The 21,476-nt window shown below is 62.0% G+C and carries 15 protein-coding genes; 9 read left to right on the top strand and 6 right to left on the bottom strand.

What is annotated here, in order from left to right; translation table 11 throughout:
- The first annotated feature begins 69 nt into the window (after positions 1 to 69).
- Complete coding sequence (locus IB228_RS01160) at positions 70 to 1,437, top strand: MFS transporter (protein ID WP_192197339.1); 1,368 nt, start codon at positions 70 to 72, stop codon at positions 1,435 to 1,437.
- A gap of 180 nt (positions 1,438 to 1,617) precedes the next feature.
- Entirely contained in the window at positions 1,618 to 1,965 is a 348-nt protein-coding gene (locus IB228_RS01165) for a DUF1304 domain-containing protein (protein ID WP_192197340.1), read from the top strand.
- 84 nt (positions 1,966 to 2,049) lie between these two features.
- Here the strand turns inward: IB228_RS01165 and IB228_RS01170 are convergent, their stop codons facing one another.
- From IB228_RS01170 to IB228_RS01185, 4 genes are read right to left on the bottom strand one after another with little or no spacing between them, the layout of a single operon-like run.
- A complete protein-coding gene (locus IB228_RS01170) occupies positions 2,050 to 2,442 on the bottom strand; it encodes a hypothetical protein (protein WP_192197341.1) in 393 nt (130 codons plus the stop codon).
- A 4-nt stretch (positions 2,443 to 2,446) separates the two neighbouring features.
- Positions 2,447 to 2,929, bottom strand: coding sequence for a hotdog fold domain-containing protein (locus IB228_RS01175; protein ID WP_183643985.1), 483 nt, complete (start codon positions 2,927 to 2,929; stop codon positions 2,447 to 2,449).
- 54 nt (positions 2,930 to 2,983) lie between these two features.
- The gene (locus IB228_RS01180; RefSeq protein ID WP_192197342.1) at positions 2,984 to 5,461 is read right to left on the bottom strand and encodes an acyl-CoA dehydrogenase; all 2,478 of its coding nucleotides are present in this window, start codon (positions 5,459 to 5,461) and stop codon (positions 2,984 to 2,986) included.
- Positions 5,458 to 6,405: an alpha/beta hydrolase gene (locus IB228_RS01185; protein ID WP_225562180.1), complete on the bottom strand. Its 948-nt coding sequence runs from the start codon at positions 6,403 to 6,405 to the stop codon at positions 5,458 to 5,460. The genes IB228_RS01180 and IB228_RS01185 overlap by 4 nt, the downstream gene beginning before the upstream one ends.
- A 168-nt stretch (positions 6,406 to 6,573) precedes the next feature.
- On the opposite strand from IB228_RS01185, the gene IB228_RS01190 reads away from it, so the two are divergent.
- On the top strand, positions 6,574 to 7,173 hold the full coding sequence (locus IB228_RS01190) for a TetR/AcrR family transcriptional regulator (protein WP_183643979.1): 600 nt from the start codon (positions 6,574 to 6,576) through the stop codon (positions 7,171 to 7,173).
- A gap of 70 nt (positions 7,174 to 7,243) precedes the next feature.
- Here the strand turns inward: IB228_RS01190 and IB228_RS01195 are convergent, their stop codons facing one another.
- Positions 7,244 to 8,056 (bottom strand): DUF2145 domain-containing protein, encoded by an 813-nt coding sequence (locus IB228_RS01195; RefSeq protein ID WP_192197344.1) that lies wholly within the window; start codon positions 8,054 to 8,056, stop codon positions 7,244 to 7,246.
- A 4-nt stretch (positions 8,057 to 8,060) separates the two neighbouring features.
- Complete coding sequence (locus IB228_RS01200; protein ID WP_183643973.1) at positions 8,061 to 8,501, bottom strand: hypothetical protein; 441 nt, start codon at positions 8,499 to 8,501, stop codon at positions 8,061 to 8,063.
- 108 nt (positions 8,502 to 8,609) lie between these two features.
- Here IB228_RS01200 and IB228_RS01205 point away from each other — a divergent pair, with 108 nt between their 5' ends.
- The 6 genes from IB228_RS01205 (at position 8,610) to IB228_RS01230 (ending at position 21,228) form a co-directional block, all read left to right on the top strand.
- Positions 8,610 to 9,353 carry a helix-turn-helix transcriptional regulator gene (locus IB228_RS01205; protein WP_183643970.1) on the top strand — a complete coding sequence of 248 codons (744 nt, stop codon included), beginning with the start codon at positions 8,610 to 8,612 and terminating at the stop codon, positions 9,351 to 9,353.
- Positions 9,354 to 9,567: 214 nt separating this feature from the next.
- Positions 9,568 to 11,355: a phosphoenolpyruvate carboxykinase (GTP) gene (locus tag IB228_RS01210; protein WP_192197345.1), complete on the top strand. Its 1,788-nt coding sequence runs from the start codon at positions 9,568 to 9,570 to the stop codon at positions 11,353 to 11,355.
- A gap of 264 nt (positions 11,356 to 11,619) precedes the next feature.
- Complete coding sequence (locus IB228_RS01215; RefSeq protein WP_183643963.1) at positions 11,620 to 14,631, top strand: TonB-dependent receptor; 3,012 nt, start codon at positions 11,620 to 11,622, stop codon at positions 14,629 to 14,631.
- Between the two features lie 95 nt (positions 14,632 to 14,726).
- Positions 14,727 to 16,316 carry a sulfotransferase gene (locus IB228_RS01220; protein WP_192197346.1) on the top strand — a complete coding sequence of 530 codons (1,590 nt, stop codon included), beginning with the start codon at positions 14,727 to 14,729 and terminating at the stop codon, positions 16,314 to 16,316.
- 319 nt (positions 16,317 to 16,635) lie between these two features.
- Positions 16,636 to 19,548 carry a TonB-dependent receptor gene (locus tag IB228_RS01225; protein ID WP_225562181.1) on the top strand — a complete coding sequence of 971 codons (2,913 nt, stop codon included), beginning with the start codon at positions 16,636 to 16,638 and terminating at the stop codon, positions 19,546 to 19,548.
- A 99-nt stretch (positions 19,549 to 19,647) separates the two neighbouring features.
- Positions 19,648 to 21,228 (top strand): sulfotransferase, encoded by a 1,581-nt coding sequence (locus IB228_RS01230; RefSeq protein WP_183643957.1) that lies wholly within the window; start codon positions 19,648 to 19,650, stop codon positions 21,226 to 21,228.
- The last annotated feature ends 248 nt before the right edge of the window (positions 21,229 to 21,476 follow it).

The raw sequence follows: 21,476 nt of genomic DNA on the forward strand, positions 1-21,476 counted from the left end.
CCTTGCGCGCGTGACGCCGGCCGCAGTGCCCGTCCTTCCCATCCCGGCGGCCAGGCGACGGCAATCCGCATGAATTCTCCCGCTCACGAAGCCTCCCGTCCCACCGGCTTTCGCCAGGTGATTTCGCAGTTGGGCGTGGATTCCCCGGCCCTGTGGTGGTCGCTGCTTTATTTCTTCTGCCTGCTCAGCGGCTACTACGTCCTGCGCCCGGTACGCGACGCGATGGGCGCCTCGGGCGATGTCGCGGCGGTGTTTCCCGCCCGGTTGATCGGCTGGGCGGGGCAGCACGGCATCAACCTCAAGGACTTCACCCTGCAGGTGCTGTTCACCGGCACCTTCGTCTGCATGGTGCTGCTGCAGCCCATCTATGGCGCGCTGGTGTCGCGATACCCGCGGCGGGTGTTCCTGCCGGTGGTGTACCTGGCTTTCATCGCCTGCCTGGGGTTCTTCTACTGGGCCTTCAACCGGGAACTGCCGGGACGCGGCGCGGCGTTCTTCATCTGGGTGGCCGTGTTCAACCTGTTCGCGGTCTCGGTGTTCTGGAGCTACATGGCCGACGTGTTCGATAACGAGGACGCCAAGAAGGTCTACGGCTATATCGGCGCCGGCGGCACCACCGGCGCGCTGGTGGGCCCGACGATCACCAGCCTGCTGGTCGAACGCATCGGCGTGGGCAACCTGCTGCTGGTCTCGGCGCTGTTCCTGGCGGTATGCCTGCTGTGCATCCTGCGCCTGCGGCCGTGGGCGGTGCGCCGCGAGCAGCGCAACCGCGAGGCCAGCGGCGAGGATGCGATGGGCGGTTCGGTGCTGGCCGGCCTGCGGCTGGTCTGGCGGGATCCGCTGCTGCGTTCGCTGGCGATGCTGATGTTCTTCGGGGTCGGCGTCGGCACCCTGCTGTACAACGAGCAGGCGGCGATCGCGCGGCAACTGGCGCAGGACGCTTCGCGGACCGCGTATTACGCCAACCTGGATCTGGGCGTGAATCTGCTGACCATCCTCGTGCAGGTATTCCTGACCCGTTGGCTGCTGCGCCGGTTCGGCATCGCGCCGCTGCTGCTGATACCGGCTACCGCCATCCTGCTGGGCTACGCGCTGCTGGCGGCCGCGCCGCTGCCGGCGCTGATCTGGGTGGTCCAGGTGGCGACCCGCGCGGGTGAGTTCTCGCTGGCCAAGCCGGCCCGCGAAACCCTCTACACCCGGGTCGATCGCGAATCGCGCTACAAGGCCAAGGCGGTCATCGATACCGTGGTCTACCGCGGCGGCGATCTCAGCTTCGTCTGGTTGCACAAGGCGCTGTCCGCGCTGGGATCCAGCGTGGTGTTCCTGGTCGGTATCGGCGTGGCCGCCGGCATGACCTTGGGCGCATGGCGCGTGATCCAGGCGCAGCGTCGGTTGCCGGAACCGGCGTCGGTCGCCGCCGAGGGCAAGGCGGCCTGAGGTGGGGACAACGGTGGACGGACCGGCAAGACCGTCCAGCCAACGCTTGGAGACCGGGCACGACGCCGCCCTCGCGTTCGCGCCGATGTCCCGGCTTCAACAGGAACCGCCTGAACATGCGCGCGACGCGCGCGGGCTCATTTGGCTATCCTGTCGAGGCCGCCGCGCTGGACGAAAGACATGCTGATTGCCGTATCGCTGAGCTTCCTGGTCGCCCTGCTGCACCTGTACTTCATGGTGCTGGAGATGTTCCTGTGGACGCGCCCGATAGGCCTGAAGACTTTCCGCAATACACCGGAGAAAGCGGCGATCACGCGGGTGCTGGCGGCCAACCAGGGTCTCTACAACGGCTTCCTCGCCGCCGGCCTGCTGTGGGGACTGCTCAGCCAGCAATGGAACGTGGTGGTGTTCTTCCTCGTCTGCGTGGTCGTGGCCGCGCTGTACGGCGCCTACAGCGTGAGCCGGCGGATATTCTTCGTGCAGGGCATCCCCGCCGTCGCCGCGCTTGCCGCCATCTTCTTCGGCTGAACCGGCTTTTCCTTGTAGGAGCGACGTCAGTCGCGACCGAGTGCCGTCCGGGATGACGATTTCCGGTCGCGACTGACGTCGCTCCTACAGAAAAGACAGGCCCAGCGGCAGCGTGAACAACAGCGCTCCCAGCACGAACAGTGCGGTCAGCAGATGCAGCAGCCAATGATGGCGCCGCAGGAACACGAACTGTTCGATCGTCCGCCCGATCCAGAACAACGCCATGAAGGCCAGTACCGCGCGTCCCAGTCCGCTGTCCTGCAGTTCGCCGGTGAAGGCGAAACAGGCCGCGCCGATGCCGAGGAACAGGTAGATCAGGCGGAGGTTGAGGATCTGGGTGATCGCGCGGGTGGCGAATCCGACCCGGGTCAGTTCGTCCTTCCAGCGGAACAGCTTCCAGAAACCCAAGTGGAACAGGGCGAAGCCCAGGCTGTGGACGCCTGCCAGCCGGACCAGCCAGTCGCCCGCGGCTTCCATCAGGTCAGACGCCGGGGCTTGCCGGCCGCGGCGACACCCACATCGCGATGCGTGCGCGGAATACCGCCTCGCCCTGCGGATTGCTCACCACCACATCCATCGGCAACTCGTAGCCCTCTTCCGCGGCGTGCGGCGGGAAGGCGGGAGTGGCGACCGCATGCATCGTGCCGACCGCCTTCTTCAGGTATTCCACGGTCATGCCGCGCGGAATCCAGCGCATCGAGGCCGGGATGCTCACATCGGTGGTCAGGCCGCCGACGAATTCGGCCAGGTTGCACAGGGCGATGGCGTGCACGGTGCCCAGGTGGTTGGTGACGCCGCGCCGGTGGGAAATGGTCGCCTCGCCGCGATTCGGTTCCAGCCGGGTGATGCGCGGGCGGATGCTGGCGAAGTAGGGCGCCTTGAAACAGACCAGGCGCGAGAACAGCCAATGGCCGAATGGCCGCGCCGAGAGTCTGCGGTACATCGACAGGACGGATGCGCTCATGGGGTCTCCATGCAAGGACGGCGAGCCGAAGCTCGCCGTCGCGGGTGTTGCGGGTCAGGCCGCGGCGCGTGACTTGTCGCCGGGCTGGTGTCGATCGTAGTAGCTGGCCGCGCGCAGCTCGTGCGCATCGAAATCGTCGACGGTGATGGTATCCAGCGTCATCGTGCGCAGTTCTTCCAACTGCTTGCGCTCTTCCGCGGTGATCCAGCCTTCGCGCACGCCCTCGTCCAGCTGGCTGGCGAAGTCCAGCGCCTCGATGCCCTTGCTCTTCAGCGCCTTCAGGAACTTGCGCTCCACCGGTTCGGCCAGCACGGCCTTGGCCAGATAGCTGTTGATGCGGCCGGCCGGATTGTTCTCGCACGGAGTGGTGAAAACGCCCTTGGCCAGGCGATCGCGTGCTTCGTTGGGCGTCATCAGCAGGGCGGCGGCACGGTGGCCCAGGCGATCGCCCGGTGCGTGCGCGCGGCGGCCCCACGGGAAGATCAGCGCCCACATCAGCCAGCCGACCGGACGGATCGGGAAGTTGCGCAGCGCCGCTGACAGCGACAGTTCGATCTGGTGCACGCTGTCGTGGAAGGCCCAGGCCAGCAGGGTCCGATCCGCCGCCGGCGCGCCTTCGTCGTGGTAGCGCTTGAGCATCGCGCTGGTCATGTACAGATGGCTCAGCACGTCGCCCAGGCGGCCGGACAGCGATTCCTTGAACTTCAGCTTGCCGCCCAGCGTCAGCATCGAGATGTCGGCCATCAGCGCGAGGTTGGCGGAGTAGCGATCCATCTTGCGGAAGAAGCGGCGGGTGTACTCGTCCCCCGGGGCCGCGCCGATGCGCGAAGCGGTCAGGCCGAACCAGAACGAACGCACCGCGTTGGAAATCGCATAGCCGATATGGCCGAACAGGTTGCGATCGAACTCGTTGGTGCCGGCGACGGTATCCGGATTCTGCGCCGCCTTCATTTCCTTCAGCACCCACGGATGGCACAGGATCGCGCCCTGGCCGAAGATCAGCAGGCTGCGGGTCATGATGTTGGCGCCTTCCACCGTGATCGCGATCGGCGAGGCCTGCCAGGCGCGGCCGACGAAGTTGCGCGGCCCCAGGATGATGCCCTTGCCGCCGACCACGTCCATCACGTCCTTGACCACGTCGCGGCTCATGTTGGTGCAGTGGTACTTGGCGATCGCCGACGGCACCGCCGGCTTCTCGCCACGGTCCACGGCCGCCGCGGTCGCCTGCGACAACGCGCTGATCGCGTAGGCCTTGCCGGCGATGCGGGCGAGCGCTTCCTCGACGCCTTCGAAACGACCGACCGACAGGCCGAACTGCTTGCGGATGCGCGCATAGGCGCCGGTGACGACCGCGCCCATCTTGGCACCGCCGCTGGCGGTGGAGGGCAGGGTGATCGAGCGGCCGATCGACAGGCACTCGCTGAGCATGCGCCAGCCTTCGCCGATGCCCTTCTCCTCGCCGATGATCTGCGACAGCGGCAGGAACACTTCATGGCCGCGCACCGGGCCGTTCTGGAACGGCGAGTTCAGCGGGAAGTGGCGGCGGCCGACTTCCACGCCCGGGGTTTCGCGCGGCATCAGCGCCAGGGTGATGCCCAGATCGCGCTTGTCGCCCAGCAGGCCGTCCGGGTCGTACATGCGGAAGGCCAGGCCGATGATGCTGGCGATCGGCGCCAGGGTGATGTAGCGCTTGTCGAAAGTCAGCTTGATGCCGACCACCTTGGCGCCGTCCCAGTCGCCCTCGCAGACGATGCCGTAGTCCGGAATGGAGGTCGCGTCGGAACCGGCGAACGGACCGGTCAAGCCAAAGCACGGCACCTCGCGGCCGTCGGCCAGGCGCGGCAGGTAGTAGTCCTTCTGCTGCTCGGTGCCGTAATGCATCAGCAGTTCGCCCGGGCCCAGCGAGTTGGGCACGCCGACGGTGGAGCTGACCACGCTGGAAACCGAAGCCAGCTTCTGGATCACCTTGTGGTGGGCCAGCGCCGAGAAGCCCAAGCCGCCGTAGGACTTGGGAATGATCATGCCGAAGAACTTGTTCTTCTTGATGAACTCCCACATTTCCGGCGGCAGATCGGCGTGGACGTGGGTGATTTCCCAGTCGTTGGTCATCCGGCAAAGATCTTCCACCGGACCGTCCAGGAAGGCCTGCTCCTCGGCCGTCAGTTCGGGCTTCGGCTGGGACAGGAGCTGATTCCAGTCCGGATCGCCGGAGAACAGTTCACCCTCGAAGCCGACCGAGCCGGATTCCAGCGCGATGCGCTCGGTCTGCGACAGCGGCGGCAGGATCTTGCGGTAGAAGGTCAGCAGCGGTGCGGTGATCAACGGCTTGCGGATGGCCGGAATCAGCAGCGGGACGGCGATGAGGGCCACGATGACGGCGGCGATGATCGTGGCGGTCGGATTGGCGCCGAGCAGCCAGCAGGCTACCAGCAGGGTCGCGGTGATCGCCGCCCAATAGGCCAGCCGCAGGCGGTGATAGGCCGCGAACGCGCCCGCCAACAGGAAGGCGAGGAAGGGGGCTAGGATGCTCATGGACTTGCTCCGGTTGCGGATCCGCTTTCGGCGGACGATTCGGTGGGGGCTGGCGCGAAGGACGCCTGCGGCGACCGCAGTTCGGCCAGGTACTCGAGTACGGCGGCGGTGAAGGTGTCGTTGTCGTCGCCGGCCACCATGTGGGTGGCGTCCGGCAGATGGACGTGCCGCGCGTGGGGAACCAGCGCGCGGAACTCCTCGACGGTCCTTGCGGAGACCAGGTCGCTGCGTCCGCCGCTGATCAGCAGGATCGGACAGCGGATGCGGCTGGCGGCCTCGGCAAGGGCATCCTGGTGCTGCTCGCTGTCGCGGGCCAGTTCGTCGATCAGGCGCGGGTCCCAATGCCAATGCCAGCGGCCGTTTGCGTCCGGACGCAGCAACGCGCGCAGTTCATCCGGCGATTTGCGGTTGCGGCGGTGCGGCAGGTAGGCGGCGATGATGTCGCTGGCCTGTTCCGGGGACTCGAAACCGTCGGGAAACGCGGTCATGAAACCGAGGATGCGCTCCAGGCCCGCCGATTCCCAGCGCGGGGTGATGTCGACCAGCACCATTGCCCGCAGCAGACCAGGCCAGCGCGATTCGGCGATCAGGCCGAACAGCCCGCCCATCGATGCACCGACGAGGATGGGCGCCTGGGCCTGTTCGCCGGCAACGATGATCAGATCATCGGCGAACTGCTCGCCGGCGTAAGGCAATTCGGCCGGATTCCGTTGCGAGTCACCGTGCCCGCGGGCGTCATAGGCAAGGCCGGCATAGCCCTTCGCGGCGAGGACCTGCGCGGTCCGCGCCCAGGCATGGCGGGTCTGGCCAAAGCCATGCGCGTAGATCAATGCGGGTTCCGCCTGCAGCGGGGCGGGTGAAGCGAACCGGCTGGCAGCGAGCCGCAGATCGCCGGCTCCGGTCAGCCCCAGCGCTTCGCCGACACCGGTTGCGGAGAGGGACATGGCAGGAGAGGAGGCATTGACCATACGGACTAGTATGGGCTTGCCGGTTTAGAGCAGTCAATCGGTCGGCGGGATTCTTCGCCATCGCAAGCGTTTGATTTGGCGAAAGTTTTGCTGCATCGCAGCAAACGTACTCCAACAAACTTCGCCGTATGGTTAAATGGGGTCATGACGACTCCAAGCCCCGACCCAGCTCCCGCCGCATCTCCGCGGAATGCCCGTCTCAGTGCCGACGACTGGGCGCAGGCCGCGCTCGATCTCATCGCCGAACAGGGTGTCTCCGCGGTGGCGGTCGAACCCCTGGCGCGTCGTCTCGGCGTGACCAAGGGCAGCTTTTACTGGCACTTTCCTTCCCGCGACGCCTTGTTGCAGGCGGCGCTGGAGCGCTGGGAAGCGGTGGAGCAGGAAAGCGTGTTCGGCAACCTGGAGAAAGTGCCGGATCCGCGCGAGCGCCTGCGCGCGCTGTTCCAACTGGTCGGACACGAGGTCAAACCGCACATCATCTACAGCGAGTTGCTGAAGGCGCTGGATCATCCGGCGGTCCAGCCGGTGATCGATCGTGTGTCGCAGCGTCGACTCGAATACCTGATGGCGTCGTTCCGTCAGGCGGGGCTGGCGCGCCAGGACGCGATCCATCGTGCCCGCCTGACCTATGCCGCGTATGTGGGCTTCCTGCAGCTGTCACTGCAACTGCAGCAGCCACGCATGACCCACGACGAGTTCGAAGCCTATCTGGAACACGTCATCTCCACCCTCATTCCCACCTGAGCGCAGGCGCACCTCGCTCGCGGAAAGCAGGGCGGCGAGCATGAGCGGGCACAAAGTCGCCTCGCGGGAATCATGCGGGACCGGGTGTGCTCATCAATCGGCCATTGCGCCATTCCCGCACGTGCTCGGTGTATCCCGCACTGTCCAGATAGCGGAAGATCGAGCGTACAGTGACCACGGGATAGTCGCCTGACAGGCGGGTGGCGACCGGATGGTCGGTGAAGTCGACGTTGGCGGTGAACAATCCGCCCAGCACGCGCTTGGTGTACGGAACATGGATGGTATCCGGGATGAAACCATCGCCGCGCGCGAAGGCGTACGCCGTGGCGCGGTCGTATACCGGCTTGTCGGCGATCGCGCTGGCCATCATTTCGACCAGCCAGGCGGTCGAGTTCTGATAGTTGCGGCCGCCGGGACGCGCGATCAGGTTGTAACGCGGATGGTGCAGGCTGTGGCGCGGCAACTGTTGCAGTCGTCCGGCCAGTCGCTGCGCGAAATCCGGCTTGAACCAGACGATGCGCAGATCCTGGTTGACCAGATCGTCGGAGAAGAAATTCACCAGCCCCTGCGCGTACAGTCCCGAACGATCGCTTCCGCAGTCGTTGAGCAGGTGCACCACCGTCCAGCGTCCCCGGGGATGATCGCGGACGACAAAGCCGGCATGGCTGTAGACCAGACCCTGCTTGGACAGATCCGTACCCACCCGCGCAATCAGTGCCACCGGCGCATCCCTCTGATCCAGCGCGGCGGCGGCCAGCAGGGCGGTCTCCGCCGCCAAGGCGACCTTGGCCGGCGACAGTTGTTGCTCCCGGCAATCGTTGCCGGCGTGGGCCGCCAGCGGCAGGCACAACAGCCACGCGCAGCGCATCAACAGGCGGTTCATCGGCTCAACTCCCGTAGCGATGGCTGTGGATGTGCGGACGGACGCTGTCGTTGGCGATGAAGCACAGCGTCTCGCCGGCAGCGCTCAGCAGCCAGCCGGTGGCAACGGCGGTCACGCTGATCGCGGTTCCCACCGCGATGCCCAGCCGGCGAACCGCTTCCACCGACAGGTAGACCACGAACGAGGCGCCGGCGGCGGTGGCCGACACGGTCACCGCCACACTGCCGCCCACCACGGCGACCCCCGACACCACGGCCGACGCGCCATGCGCCAACGCGTGCACGACGGCCACGGGCACTTCGACGGAAGCGGCGAGGCTGGCCTGCGAGTGCCGGCTGGCGCCATCGGACTGGACGGCGGCCCGGGCGGGAACGGCGGCGGCGAACAGTGCGGTCGCCAGCAGCAGGGCACGGAAGTACGGGACGGGGGATTTGGACAGGGTCATCGGCAGGTCTCCTTGCGCAGCGCAAGGTGGGCGCAGACGCCGTCCGGATTCAACTAACTTTGACAAGGTAAGCTTCCGGAGGACGAAAGGTATAGGAATCCGCTACCCATGGCCGTATCCCTGGAACTGGTCGACGCGCTCAAGCGCTGCCTGCGCGGGCAGGGCATGACCTACCGCGATCTGGCGGCGCAGATGAAGATGAGCGAGGCGGCGATCAAGCGCATGTTCTCCCGTCGCGCCATGAGCCTGCAGCGGCTGGAGCAGATCTGCGAGGTCCTGGATGTCGGCCTGGCCGAGCTCAGCGCCGAGGCGTCGCGCGGGCGCAAGCCGATGGCCCAGTTGGAGGCGGCGCAGGAACAGGCGCTGGTGAAGGAGCCCGCGCTGCTGATGGCGCTGTTCCTGACCCTCAATCGATGGCGGCAGGAAGATGTGCTGGAACACTTCGGCTTCACCTCCGCCCAGTGGACCGGCCTGCTGGTGAAACTGGATCGCCTCGGCATCATCGAGCTGATGCCCGGCAACCGCACGCGCACCCTGACCGCGCGCAACTTCCGGTGGCGCGCCGATGGGCCGATGGAACGCTATTTCCGCCACACCCTGCTGACGGATTACTTCGCCGATGCCTTCGACGGCGAGCAGGATGCGTTGCTGCTGCTCAGCGGCAGCCTCAGCATCGAAGGCATCAAGCAATTGCGGCAAAGGCTGGAGGAAGTGGCGCGCGAGTTCGATGCCCTGTTGGCGCGGGATGCGACCCTGCCGGCGTCCGAGCGCATCGGGGTGAGCCTGGTGCTGGCGCAGAAGCCCTGGCTGCTCCAGCTCTTCAACCCCTACCGGCGATCGCGCACCGGCTGAGCCCGCCCCCGGAACTCCTGGCCTGCCGCGAGGGGGAGCCTGCCGGCGCCGCGTCTACATATGTATGTGGACCGCTGCCTCTGACGCCGATTCCGGGAGGCCCGGGCGTGCCCTCCGGGACAAGTCCTGACCTTCCTGAATCCCATTCGGCGTTCTCCTCGTCATCGGGACCGGACATTGGTATCATTTTGGTCTCATTTTTCGAGGGCACGGCATGAACGCAGCGGTCGACGTTTTCAAATCGCAGGACTCCCAGGGGTGCAGGCTGGATGCGCTGAACGCCTGGGTCGCGGAAGTCGCCGCGCTGACCCAGCCCGACCACGTCCATTGGTGCGATGGCAGCGATGCCGAAAACGCCGCGCTCATCGCCCGCATGCAGGCCGACGGCACCCTGCTGCCGCTCAACCGCGAAACCCATCCGCACAGCTGGCTGCACCGTTCCAGCCCCAGCGACGTGGCGCGGGTCGAGCATCTGACTTTCGTCTGCACCCCGGAGCGCGACGACGCCGGCCCGAACAACCACTGGATGGCGCCGGCCGAGGCACACGCCAAGATGGACGCGCTGTTCGCCGGCTGCATGCGCGGTCGCACCCTGTACGTGGTGCCGTATTGCATGGGCCCGATCGATTCACCGCTGGCGCGTTGCGGTGTGGAAATCACCGACTCGCCCTACGTGGTCGCCAACATGCGCATCATGACCCGCATGGGCGCGGCGGCACTGGCGCGGATCGAACGCGAGGGCAGCTTCGTCAAGGGCCTGCACTCGATCGGCGAACTGGATCCGGAGCGCCGCTTCATCATGCATTTCCCGGAAGAGTTGACCATCAAGAGCTACGGCTCCGGCTACGGCGGCAACGCGCTGCTCGGCAAGAAGTGCCACGCGCTGCGCATCGCCTCGCACCAGGCACGCCAGGAAGGCTGGCTGGCCGAGCACATGCTGATCGTCGGCATCGAGAACCCGCAGGGCCAGACCCACTATGTCGCCGCCGCGTTCCCTTCCGCCTGCGGCAAGACCAACCTGGCCATGCTGATTCCGCCGGAGGGCTACCGCCAGGCCGGCTGGAAGGTGTGGACCGTCGGCGACGACATCTGCTGGATGCGTCCGGGCGCCGATGGCCGGCTGTACGCCATCAATCCGGAAGCCGGCTTCTTCGGCGTCGCTCCGGGCACCTCGGACAGTTCCAACCCTAACGCGCTGGCCACCATCAGCCACCACACCATCTTCACCAACGTCGCGGTGACCGACGAGCAGGAACCGTGGTGGGAAGGCCTGGACGGACGCACGCCGGCGCTGGACTGGCAGGGACGCCCGTACGATCCCGCCAACGGCCCGGCCGCGCATCCGAACTCGCGCTTCACCGTGTCCGCCCGCCAGTGCCCCAGCTACTCGCCGCGCGCCGAAGATCCGCAGGGCGTCCCGATTTCGGCGATCGTGTTCGGTGGCCGGCGGGCATCGCTGGTTCCGCTGGTGTTCGAAGCCCGCGACTGGACCCATGGCGTCCTGGTCGGCGCCGCGATGGGGTCGGAAACCACCGCCGCCGCCACCGGCGCGGTTGGCGTGATGCGTCGCGACCCGATGGCGATGAAACCGTTCTGCGGCTACAACTTCGCCGACTACTTCACCCATTGGCTGTCGTTCGACCAGCCCGGCGCGAAGCTGCCCAAGATTTTCCACGTCAACTGGTTCCGCAAGGGCGACGACGGCAAGTTCCTGTGGCCGGGTTTCGGCGAGAACCTGCGCGTGCTGGAGTGGATGATCAAGCGGGTGGAAGGGCAGGCGGACGCTGTGGAAACGCCGATCGGCCATCTCCCGCGGCCCGCTGACCTCAATCTCGAAGGCGTGGCGCTTTCGCAGGAAGCCGAGGCCAAGCTGTTCGGCTTCGACCGGGACGGCTGGCGGTCCGAGGTGGAAAGTATCGGGGCCTATCTGGAGGAGTTCGGTGGGAGGATGCCGGGGGCGTTGAAGGGTGAGCAGGAGCGCATTGCCAGCCAGTTGGGTTAAATCTGACCTTCGTCCAACGGAAACGGCTGCTTCTGCAGCCGTTTTCTGTTTCTGGTGGCGCTGAATGCGGGATGCCACAAACGTATTTTTACTTACAGTTCATCAAAATGAATAGGACAAGTGTTTGATTTATAAGGGCTCATAACTCTTTCTTAATAAAGAAATTTGCGTTACTCTTTGGTTCACAGGCTATGTGAGGCCTGTCACTTCGGATTCCGGCGCCGCGTTGGCACCGGCCGTTTACAACTCAAGAGAGAGAGACAAATGGGTTCCAGTTACTTGTCGAAAGGCATCAAGCGCACGGCCCTGAGCCTGGCCCTGGGTGCCTGCTTCGTGGGTGGGGTACAGGCGCAGTCGAACTCGGCCGGTGCCATCACCGGTCGCGCCGTCGACGGCGACACCATCACCATCGTCAGCCCGGACACCGGATTCACCCGCACCATCAACGTCAGCGGCGACGGCAGCTATCGTTTCTCCGCGCTGCCGACCGGTAAGTACACGATCACCCGCAAGGCTGCGGACGGCGCCTCGTCGAGCCGCGATATCACCGTGACGGTGGGCACGGCCGCGAATGTGGATTTCGCCCGTGCGGCCGCCGCTTCGGGTGGTGCCACCACGTTGGATGCGGTGCAGGTCGTCGGCACCAATGCCATCAACCCGATCGACGTGTCCTCCGTGGAATCCACCACGGTGCTGACCGCTGAACAGATTGCCAAGATTCCGGTTGCCCGCAACATCACTGGCGTCGCGCTGCTGGCTCCCGGCACCATCAAGGGTGATGCCGCGTTCGGAAACCTGGCGTCGTTCGGCGGATCTTCGGTGTCGGAGAACCAGTATTACGTCAACGGCTTCAACATCACCAATACCTTCAAGAACCTCAATTTCGCGCAGATCCCCTTTGAGGCGATCGCCGAGCAGCAGGTCAAGACCGGCGGCTACGGTGCCGAATTCGGTCGTTCCACCGGTGGTGTGATCAACCTGATCACCAAGCGTGGTTCGAACGAGTTCCACGCCGGCGGCAACATCTTCTGGGAACCGGAATCGCTGCGCGAGAGCACGCCGAACCTGTACTACCGCAATGGTCGACTGGTTTCGGATAATTCCAAGGACCTGGGCTGGGCCGCGACCGCTTCGGTCTGGGCCAGCGGCGCGCTGGTGAAGGACAAGCTGTTCGCCTATGCGCTGCTGCAGTATGGCCGCACCGACGAAGCCGCCTATCCGAATGTGCTGAGCGGCGGCAAGAACACCCAGGAAGAGCAGAAGTCGCCGTCCTGGCTGGTCAAGCTGGACTGGAACATCACCGATGACCACCTGCTGGCGCTGACTGCGTTCTCGGACAAGCGCAAGACCAACACCGCGTATTACTACACGACCTTCGAAGGTGATTCGGTCAAGCCGAATCGTGGTACCTATCTGGGCACGCTGCATGAAGAAGATGGCGGCGAGAACTATGCGCTGAAGTACACCGGCTACCTGAGTGAAAATTTCACCTTGACGGCGCTCGCGGGCCACGGTGAATTCTCGCGTTCGAACCACGCCATCCAGGCCGACGGCAGCCGCATCTCCTATGACGGCAATCTCAACAGCGTGGTGGGCGGTTGCCCGATCGTGCGTGACAACCGTCCCAGCGCCCGCAAGGATGCCACCGGCATCTACTCCGGTTGCGACTTTGCGACCTCCCTGAATCGCTCCGATGCCAAGGACACTCGCGACCAGTTCCGCATCGACGCCGAATGGTTGCTGGGCGATCACGTGGTCAAGTTCGGTTACGACCTGGACGACTTCGAGACGGTGGATGGCACTGCGTATTCGGGCAACTACTACTACCAGTACAACAACAACCCGAACACCGGAAACGATTTCGTTCGCCGCATCAACATCCGCCAAGGTTCGACGGTGAAGGTCGAGCAGCGTGCGTTCTATGTGGAAGATACCTGGAACGTCACCGACAATTTCCTGGTCTACGGTGGCTTGCGCTGGGACAGCTTCGAGAACAAGAACGGACTGGGCCAGAGCTACGTCAAGATCGACAATCAGTTCGCTCCCCGCCTTGGCTTCTCGTGGGACGTGAATGGTGATTCGTCCTTCAAGATCTTCGGTAATGCCGGTCGTTTCGCTCTGCCACTGACCGCGAACGTTGCCGTCCGTGGGGCGAGCGCGTCGATCTACGAGATGCAGGACTTCATCTACACGGGTGTCGATCCGGTTACGGGCGTGCCCATCAACATGACGCCGGGTGGCGGCCCGTTGGTGGAACCCTATTATGCGAATGGCGAAACCGGTCAGAACAAGAACCCGGCCTCCATCGCGTCGACCAACCTGAAGCCGATGTATCAGGATGAATTCATCCTCGGCTTCCAGGCCCAGATCACCGAGCACCTGTCCGCCGGCGTTCGCGGTGTCTACCGTGAGCTCAAGCGTGCGATCGACGATACCTGCGACATCCGTCCGATCGAGGATTGGGCTGAAGCGAACGGGTATACGGACGTGGCCGTCGGCAATCCGTCGTTCCCGTACTGCCGCCTGTACAACCCCGGCAGCGATGGCATCTGGAACATCGACGTTGATGGCGACGGCACCACCGAGCGCGTCTCCATCGCCGCGAACGCGTTGGGCCCGGAAGCCAAGCGTACCTACTCCGCACTGGAGTTCTTCTGGGAAGGCGCGTGGGACAAGTTCTTCCTGCAGGGTTCCTACACCTACGGCAAGAGCAAGGGCAACACCGAAGGCGGCGTGAAGTCCGACATCGGCCAAGGTGATACCGGCACCACGCAGGACTTCGACTATCCGGAGCTGATGCTGGGTTCTTTCGGTTACCTGCCGAACGACCGTCGCCACACCCTGAAGATGTTCGGCAACTGGGACATCACGGATGAGTGGTCCGTGGGTGGCAACCTGCTGGTCCAGTCGGGACGTCCGATCAACTGTTTCGGTGTCTACGGCGACGACCCGGTCGGCTACCGCGCGGCGTACTTCTCCTGCGATCCGATTGGCCAGCATGGCGGTACCACCGTCGTGGACCGCGGCACCGCCGGACGCACCTCGTGGACGACGACCTTCGACCTCAATGTCGCCTATCGTCCGGCATTCGCCGACGGCAAGCTTGCCTTCAAAGTCGACGTGTTCAACGTGTTCAACGCGGACAAGGCCATCGCGGTCAACGAGGAAGGCGAGAACGACGCGGGTGACCCGATCGTGCAGACCGAAACCTACAAGACCCCGCTGTCCTGGCAGACCCCGCGCTCGGTCCGCTTCATGGTGCAGTACGACTTCTAAGCAATATCGGGAAGTCAGCGTGAAGGAGACGGCCGCCTTTGGGCGGCCGTCTTGTTTTTGCACTATCCTTTTTGCTTTGCCCCTCGGAGCCCAGCGTGCAAAATCCCGACATCGGTGCCTACGTCCAGCGTGGCCGCCAGGCAATGATGGAACGTCGTTTCGACGATGCACGCGAGATCTACCAGCAGATTCTCGCGCTGGATCCCGCGCAACCGCGTGCTTGGCTGGCGTTGTCCGCGTTGGCCCAGAGCCAAGGCGATTTCCGTGAATCGGTGCGCGCGGTCCGTTCTGCCGTACCTGCCTGGAAGCGAAGTGGAAGCCAGCAGTTCATCACCGAACTGAGCATGCGTCTTTTGGTGCTCGGTGAATACAAGGACGCAAGGGACATCATCGCTTTGTCTGATTGGTCAGATCCGGTAGTGCTGCGTTACAGCATGGGACTGGTCCAGTATCTTGGCCTGACAGACGCCCACCAAGAGGCATTGGCTCTCGCAGATCACGCTCTGTCCAGGATTGGCAATCCCCCATCTTCACTCCTTCTCGCACGCGCGAATGCGCTGCGGCACTTGGGGCGCATGCAAGAGGCCACAGAAGCCTTTGAACGGTGCATAGCATCGGACCCCATGAACGCCGAGGCGCACTGGGCGTTGGCACATCACCAGCGAAGCGCGCGTCCAGGGGATAGAGTTACTCGAATCCGAAGGGCGATCGCGCATACCAAGCCGGGTTTAGAAGACGCAATCTACCTGCAATATGCCCTGTTCAAGGAACTGGATGATGCCGACCGTACGGAAGAAGCATGGCAAGCGTTGCAGGTAGGAGCGTCGGCCAAGCGGCAAGGGATTCGCTATGCAGATTCCGCATACGAGGAGAATTATCACGCACTGATGCACGCCTGCAACGAAGCGTTTTTCCTAGATGCGCGGCGTGATGAACCGCGTTATCTTCCACAACAAGGGCCCATATTTGTGGTGGGTCTTCCAAGGAGTGGCACTACCCTGCTTGAACGCATGCTTGGGAATCACCCGGACGTGATGCTGGCTGGCGAGCTGAACGATTTTCCAATGCAGATGGCATGGGAAAGCGGTCGATTCATTGGCGAAATAGTTGACAAGCAGGGCCTCCAGAACTACCTGGAGATGGATTTTCGCGCACTTGGGGCTGGCTACCAAGAGAGAACCTCCTGGCGTCTAGAAGAAAAGAAACTGCTTGTCGACAAATTGCCCAACAATGTAATCAACGCGGCCTTTATCCATCGTGCGTTGCCTGACGCGAAGATTATCTGCCTGCGTCGGGGAGCCATGGATAGCTGCTTTTCTACCTTCAAGCACCTGTTCTCGGGAACGAGCTATCCCTACAGCTATGACTTGACTGAAATGGCCAATCATTACCGCCGTTTCATCCATTTGACGGAACACTGGCAGAGACTCATGCCGAATGCATTCCTGTGCGTGGACTACGAGGCTTTGGTAACGAGCCCGGAAGAAGCGCTCTCCCGGGTTGCCGCATTCTGTGGTCTGTCGACCCATGCAGGGATGGAAGATGTGAAGAAGAATTTGACGCCTTCAGCGACCGCAAGTAGCTCGCAAGTGCGCGAAGGAATCCATACGAGGAACCTCGAAAGCTGGAAGCGATATGAGGGCCAATTGGGCAGGTTGGTAGCTTCATTCGAAGCGAGGGACTGACGGAAAGAGGTAGGGGAGGAGATGTGCCTCCGGGATAACTGATCGGCCATCGTTTCACTACCGTCATTATTTTTCACCATTGCCGTATTGTATTATAAGTAATTGATTGCATTGATTTTTTTCATCTGAAAGCGTAATGTAAGTTCCGCTCCCGCTCGTAAAAGTTACGTTATTCTCTGGTCACCAGGCGTTTAGGTTTCGCCTGCATTCGGGGCCGGTCCGTACCGGTCTTTTTTTGACTTGAGAGAGAGAGAGCACGATGACAACCCACATGGGGCCCAGCTATTTGTCTAGGGGCATCAAGCGGACGGCACTGAGCATGGCGCTCAGCCTTTGCGTCGTTGGTGGCGTGCAGGCACAGAGCGCAGCTGGTTCGGTTTTCGGGCGAGCCGAAGCAGGCTCGACCATCACAATTGAGAACACCGATACTGGAACAAAGCGCGAGATCACGGCCGACAGTAGTGGCCGCTACGCCGCCACGCAGCTGCCAACGGGACGCTACCGGATTACAGCTAACGGCAATAGTCGTGAAGTCGCCGTCACCGTGGGTACGGGTACCGAATTGAACTTCACCGGCTCGTCGTCGGCGAATACGCTGGATACAGTCACCGTCGTGGGTACGGGTGCAATCAACCCTATCGATGTGTCTTCGGTGGAATCAACCACAGTCTTTACCGCTGAACAGATCCAGGCACTGCCGGTTGCGCGCGACATCACCAACGTGGCCCTGTTGGCACCAGGCACTGTCCGGGGTGACACCGGGCTGGGCAACCTGGCCTCCTTCGGTGGCGCGTCTGTTGCAGAGAATGGCTACTACATCAATGGCTTCGACGTTACCAATCTGCGTTCTCTACTCTCATACGCCAATATGCCGTTCGACGCCATCGGCGAACAGCAGGTCAAAACCGGCGGTTACGGCGCGGAATATGGTCGTTCGCTCGGTGGCGTCATCAATATCGTGACGAAGCGCGGTACCAATGAATGGAAAGGGGGCGTCAGCGCGTACTGGGAGCCGGCTAGTCTGCAGAAGTCTGGCAAGGACGTGATAAGTCGCGATCCCATTGACGATGGCAGTTACTTCGTTTATCGGTCCGCCAACGAAGATGACCGAGTTCGATACAACATCTATGGCGGCGGCCCGCTGATTAAGGATCGCCTGTTCTTCTTCGGCCTGGTCGAGGGGCGTGATGAGACCAGCGACCGGTACTTCGAGAACGATAGCACTCGGACCAAGAACAATTCTCCGCAGGGCATTGTCAAGCTAGACTGGAACCTTACCGATAATCATCTGCTTGAGTTCACGGGCATCTATAACAAGCAGAAAGACAAAGTTGACCACTACACGAACAATAGCAAGTTCAGCAGGAACCATGATGCGGCAGACTACTCATACGAGAGTCCGAGTGGAGGGCGCGTACTCATCGGAAAGTACACCGGCTATCTGACCGACAACTTTACCGTGTCGGCGCAGTATGGCGACCTCAAATTTGACAACCCTTACGTGAAGGGCGGCCTGCCCGGTGAAGATTGCCCTACCGTGTATGATGGTCGATCTGGTGGCTTGGATTATGTTGGCTGCTGGCCGGCGGCCACTTTTGCCGCTGTGAGGCCGGCCAACGCGGGCCCGGATATCGACACCCGCAAGGCTTGGCGCATCGACGCGGAATGGCGTTTGGGAGACCATACGCTGCGTGCCGGTGTGGATAGCGAGAAGTTCACCTCAACCTTCACGGCGTCGACTTTCGCGGGCGGCGTTTACTATCGTTACTATGCCGCGCCCGCCAATGGAACCACCAATGGTGTGCCCAACACGCAAGAGTACGTTCGCGTGCGCCACCTTTATCGATCCAGCGGCGGATATGAAACAAAGAACGAAGCAGCGTACATCGAGGACCATTGGAACGTCACCGATAACTTCCTGCTGTATGCGGGTGTCCGCGTCGAGCGTTTCGACAACATGAATGCCGATGGCGTTTCCTTCGTGAAGTCTGACGATTTGGTTGCCCCGCGAATCGGTTTCTCGTGGGACGTGAATGGAGACTCTACCTTCAAGGTGTTTGGCAATGCCGGTCGCTACTTCATTCCGGTCGCCAACAACACCAGCATCCGTGCGTCGGGTGCCGAGGAAACGCTGACCGATTACTACCAGTTCACCGCTATCGATCCTGTCACCGGCGCACCGACTCTGGGCGCCCAGTTGGGGCCGACTGGCGTCAATGGTTCCCGCGTGGCTCCGAACCCGGCCACCGTTGCGGCGGACAATCTGGATCCGATGTATCAGGATGAGTTCATTCTCGGCATCCAGACCCAGCTCACAGAAAACTGGACTTTGGGCGTGCGGGGCATCAAGCGCAAAGTCAAGAGCGGATTCGATGATATCTGTATGCATGGCCCCCTGGAGCAATGGGCCGCCGACAACGGATACACGGAATACGATTCCTCGACCGCTGCGCAGTGCTATCTGGTCAATCCCGGTCAGGATACCGACCTCGCGCTTGACCTGCATAACGATGGCAATTTCACGGTCGTCTCGATCCCCAAGGACTATTTCGGGTTGCCGAAGTACAGCCGTAAGTATGAGGCGATGGAAGTCTTCTTCGAGCGAATCAAGACGGATAACTGGTACCTGCAGGGCTCTTATACCTACGCGAAGAGCATCGGCAATTCAGAGGGCTATGTGAACTCAACCCTGGAGCAGGCAGATGCCGGCATCACCCAGGACTGGGACTTCGCGGCTTTTGCCAAGGGAAGCTATGGCTATCTTCCCAACGATCGTCGCCATACCTTCAAGCTGTTCGGTACGTATGACATCACGGACCAGTGGCATGTATCCGGCAACCTGCTCGTGCAGTCCGGTCGCCCCATCAACTGCAATGGTTTCATTCCTGAAAGCGACCCGGGCTATGAAAGCTCGATCAGTGCGTACTCGGCGTCCAGCTTCTACTGCCACGATGCTGATGGCGTTCCGCACCTCGGCAAGCGTGGTGATTATGGGCGTACGCCCTGGACAAACACCCTTGACCTATCGCTGGCCTGGACGCCAACGTTGGGCACTGGAAAGCTTCGCCTGCAGGTCGACGTCTTCAATGTCTTTAATTCGGATCGTGTAACGGAGTACTCGGAGACGGGTGATAAGGAGCGCGCAGCTCCCGTCTACAATCCGAACTTCCTTAATGCGGTGAACTTCCAGGCCCCGCGCGCCGTACGCTTTTCCGCTCGTTACGATTTCTGACCGATTTTCGTTCCTTGGTTGGGAATATGGGCGCCAGCGAAAGCTGGCGCCCATACTTTTGTGGAATACTGGCTTCGTTAACAATTGCGTAGATAAACCTTGAAGCAGCAAAGTATTTCATCGGCGTGGGAAATGGCGCAGCGTGCGTTCTCGAATGGAGAACTGAATGCGGCATTGGACTTCTGCATGCAGGTACTTGAAAGCGCGCCGGAATTCCCGGGGGGGCATTGGATGGCTTCCAACATTCACCAGGCCAAAACCAGATTCCGTCTCGCGGTTTTCCATGCAAGACAGGCTGCAAGACTGTTGACAGAAGCATCCTCGAGAAGGGAAAGGTTGAATGTATCCCGTCGCCTTGTATCCACGGGAGAGTATCGGGCGGCAATGGACTTACTGCAGACCTTTGATAAGTCGGCATTGCCTGATGCACGGGATATCGAAGAGGCATGCCAGATCTCCGCGATGCTGGATTCTCCCCGTGAAGTTCTCGCGTGGCTGAAGGCGGCCGAGAAGAGGGGAGTTAGAACATCCACGCTTTCCTACTTGCGTGGAAATGCTCTCAAGTTCACGGGAAAGTTGGAGGAGGCTCGAGCTGCGTACGAGGACGCGATAAGTCAAAGCCCTTTCGATGGCTACTTGCATCTGGCCTTGGCTACGTTGGGTGGTGAGGGCGCGGCGCAGCGTATCGATAGACTTCGGCGGCTGATGGCCAATCACCCGCAGAAAGAAACTGATTTGGGAAGCCTTACCGCCGCTGGCTTCGCACTCTTCAGGGAACTGGATGCAGTCGACGATGTTGATGCGGCATGGTGTGCATTGAGGACGGCACTTTTTCAGAAAAGAAGAACGATTCAGTACTCATCGTCATCGAGCGAGCGAACATTTTCACTATTGCTGGATGACTTTCGAGTCCGAAGGTCGCGCTCAGAAAAAGTAGATGTGGATCCCACGGGTAAATGTCCGATATTCATTGTCGGAATGCCGAGGACGGGGACTACGCTCGTTGAGCGCATGCTGGGAAATCACCCAAATGTGACCGCATGCGGAGAGCTGAGCGAGCTGAGGATGGCGTACAAGTGGTCGGTCGATTATTACAGTCCCGGAATAGTGGATGAGCCGTCCGCACAACGTGCAGCACTGGCCGATTTGGCTATGATGGGAAAGATCTATCGGAACGCCACGTACTGGCGTTCCGATACGGACTGGTTCACGGACAAGCACCCGGGCAACCTGGCACTGACTGGTGCGGTTCTTCACTCTCTTCCCGAAGCGCGCATTGTCTTTGTTAAGCGGAATCCGATGGACGCCTGCTTTTCAAACCTCAAGGAATTCTTCCGGCCTTCATATTACGAATACAGCTATGATATTGAAGAAGTCGCGGCCTATTACTCGATCTGCCACCGGTTCATGGATGAGTTGAAAAGTCTGGATCCGGGAAGGATCCTGACGGTGGACTATGAAGATCTTGTCCGGGACCCAGGCCCAACGGTCGGGAAAATGCTCGAGCATTGCGCGCTGCCCATGGAAACTGGACTGGAAGATGTGACTCGAAATGCCACTCCCGTTACCACAGCGAGCAGTGTTCAGGTGAGACGCGGTGTACACACAGACAACTTGTGGGGATGGAAGAGATATGCCCGTCATCTCGGCGCGTTGGAGCAGGCACTGGCGAGGTCGTAGAGTGAGCCATGGCCGTCCTGGAACAGTGAGTCGAACCCATACTACGTGAGCGCACATTGCGAACGTACGCGCCGTTCGATTACCGGACCGCTATCAGATCCCTCAAAGGCGCGTAATTCAGCTTTTCGCCCAGCGCACCTGTACTGGGACTTGGCCTGATTGGGGGAACGGCCGGTTGGTAGGCTAGGCCGAAAAGAGATGCCAACTTGGCGAGACGTAATTCCGTTTCAAGGGGGTTATTTAGATTA

Source organism: Pseudoxanthomonas sp. PXM04 (assembly GCF_014851695.1).
GTDB lineage: Bacteria > Pseudomonadota > Gammaproteobacteria > Xanthomonadales > Xanthomonadaceae > Pseudoxanthomonas_A > Pseudoxanthomonas_A beigongshangi.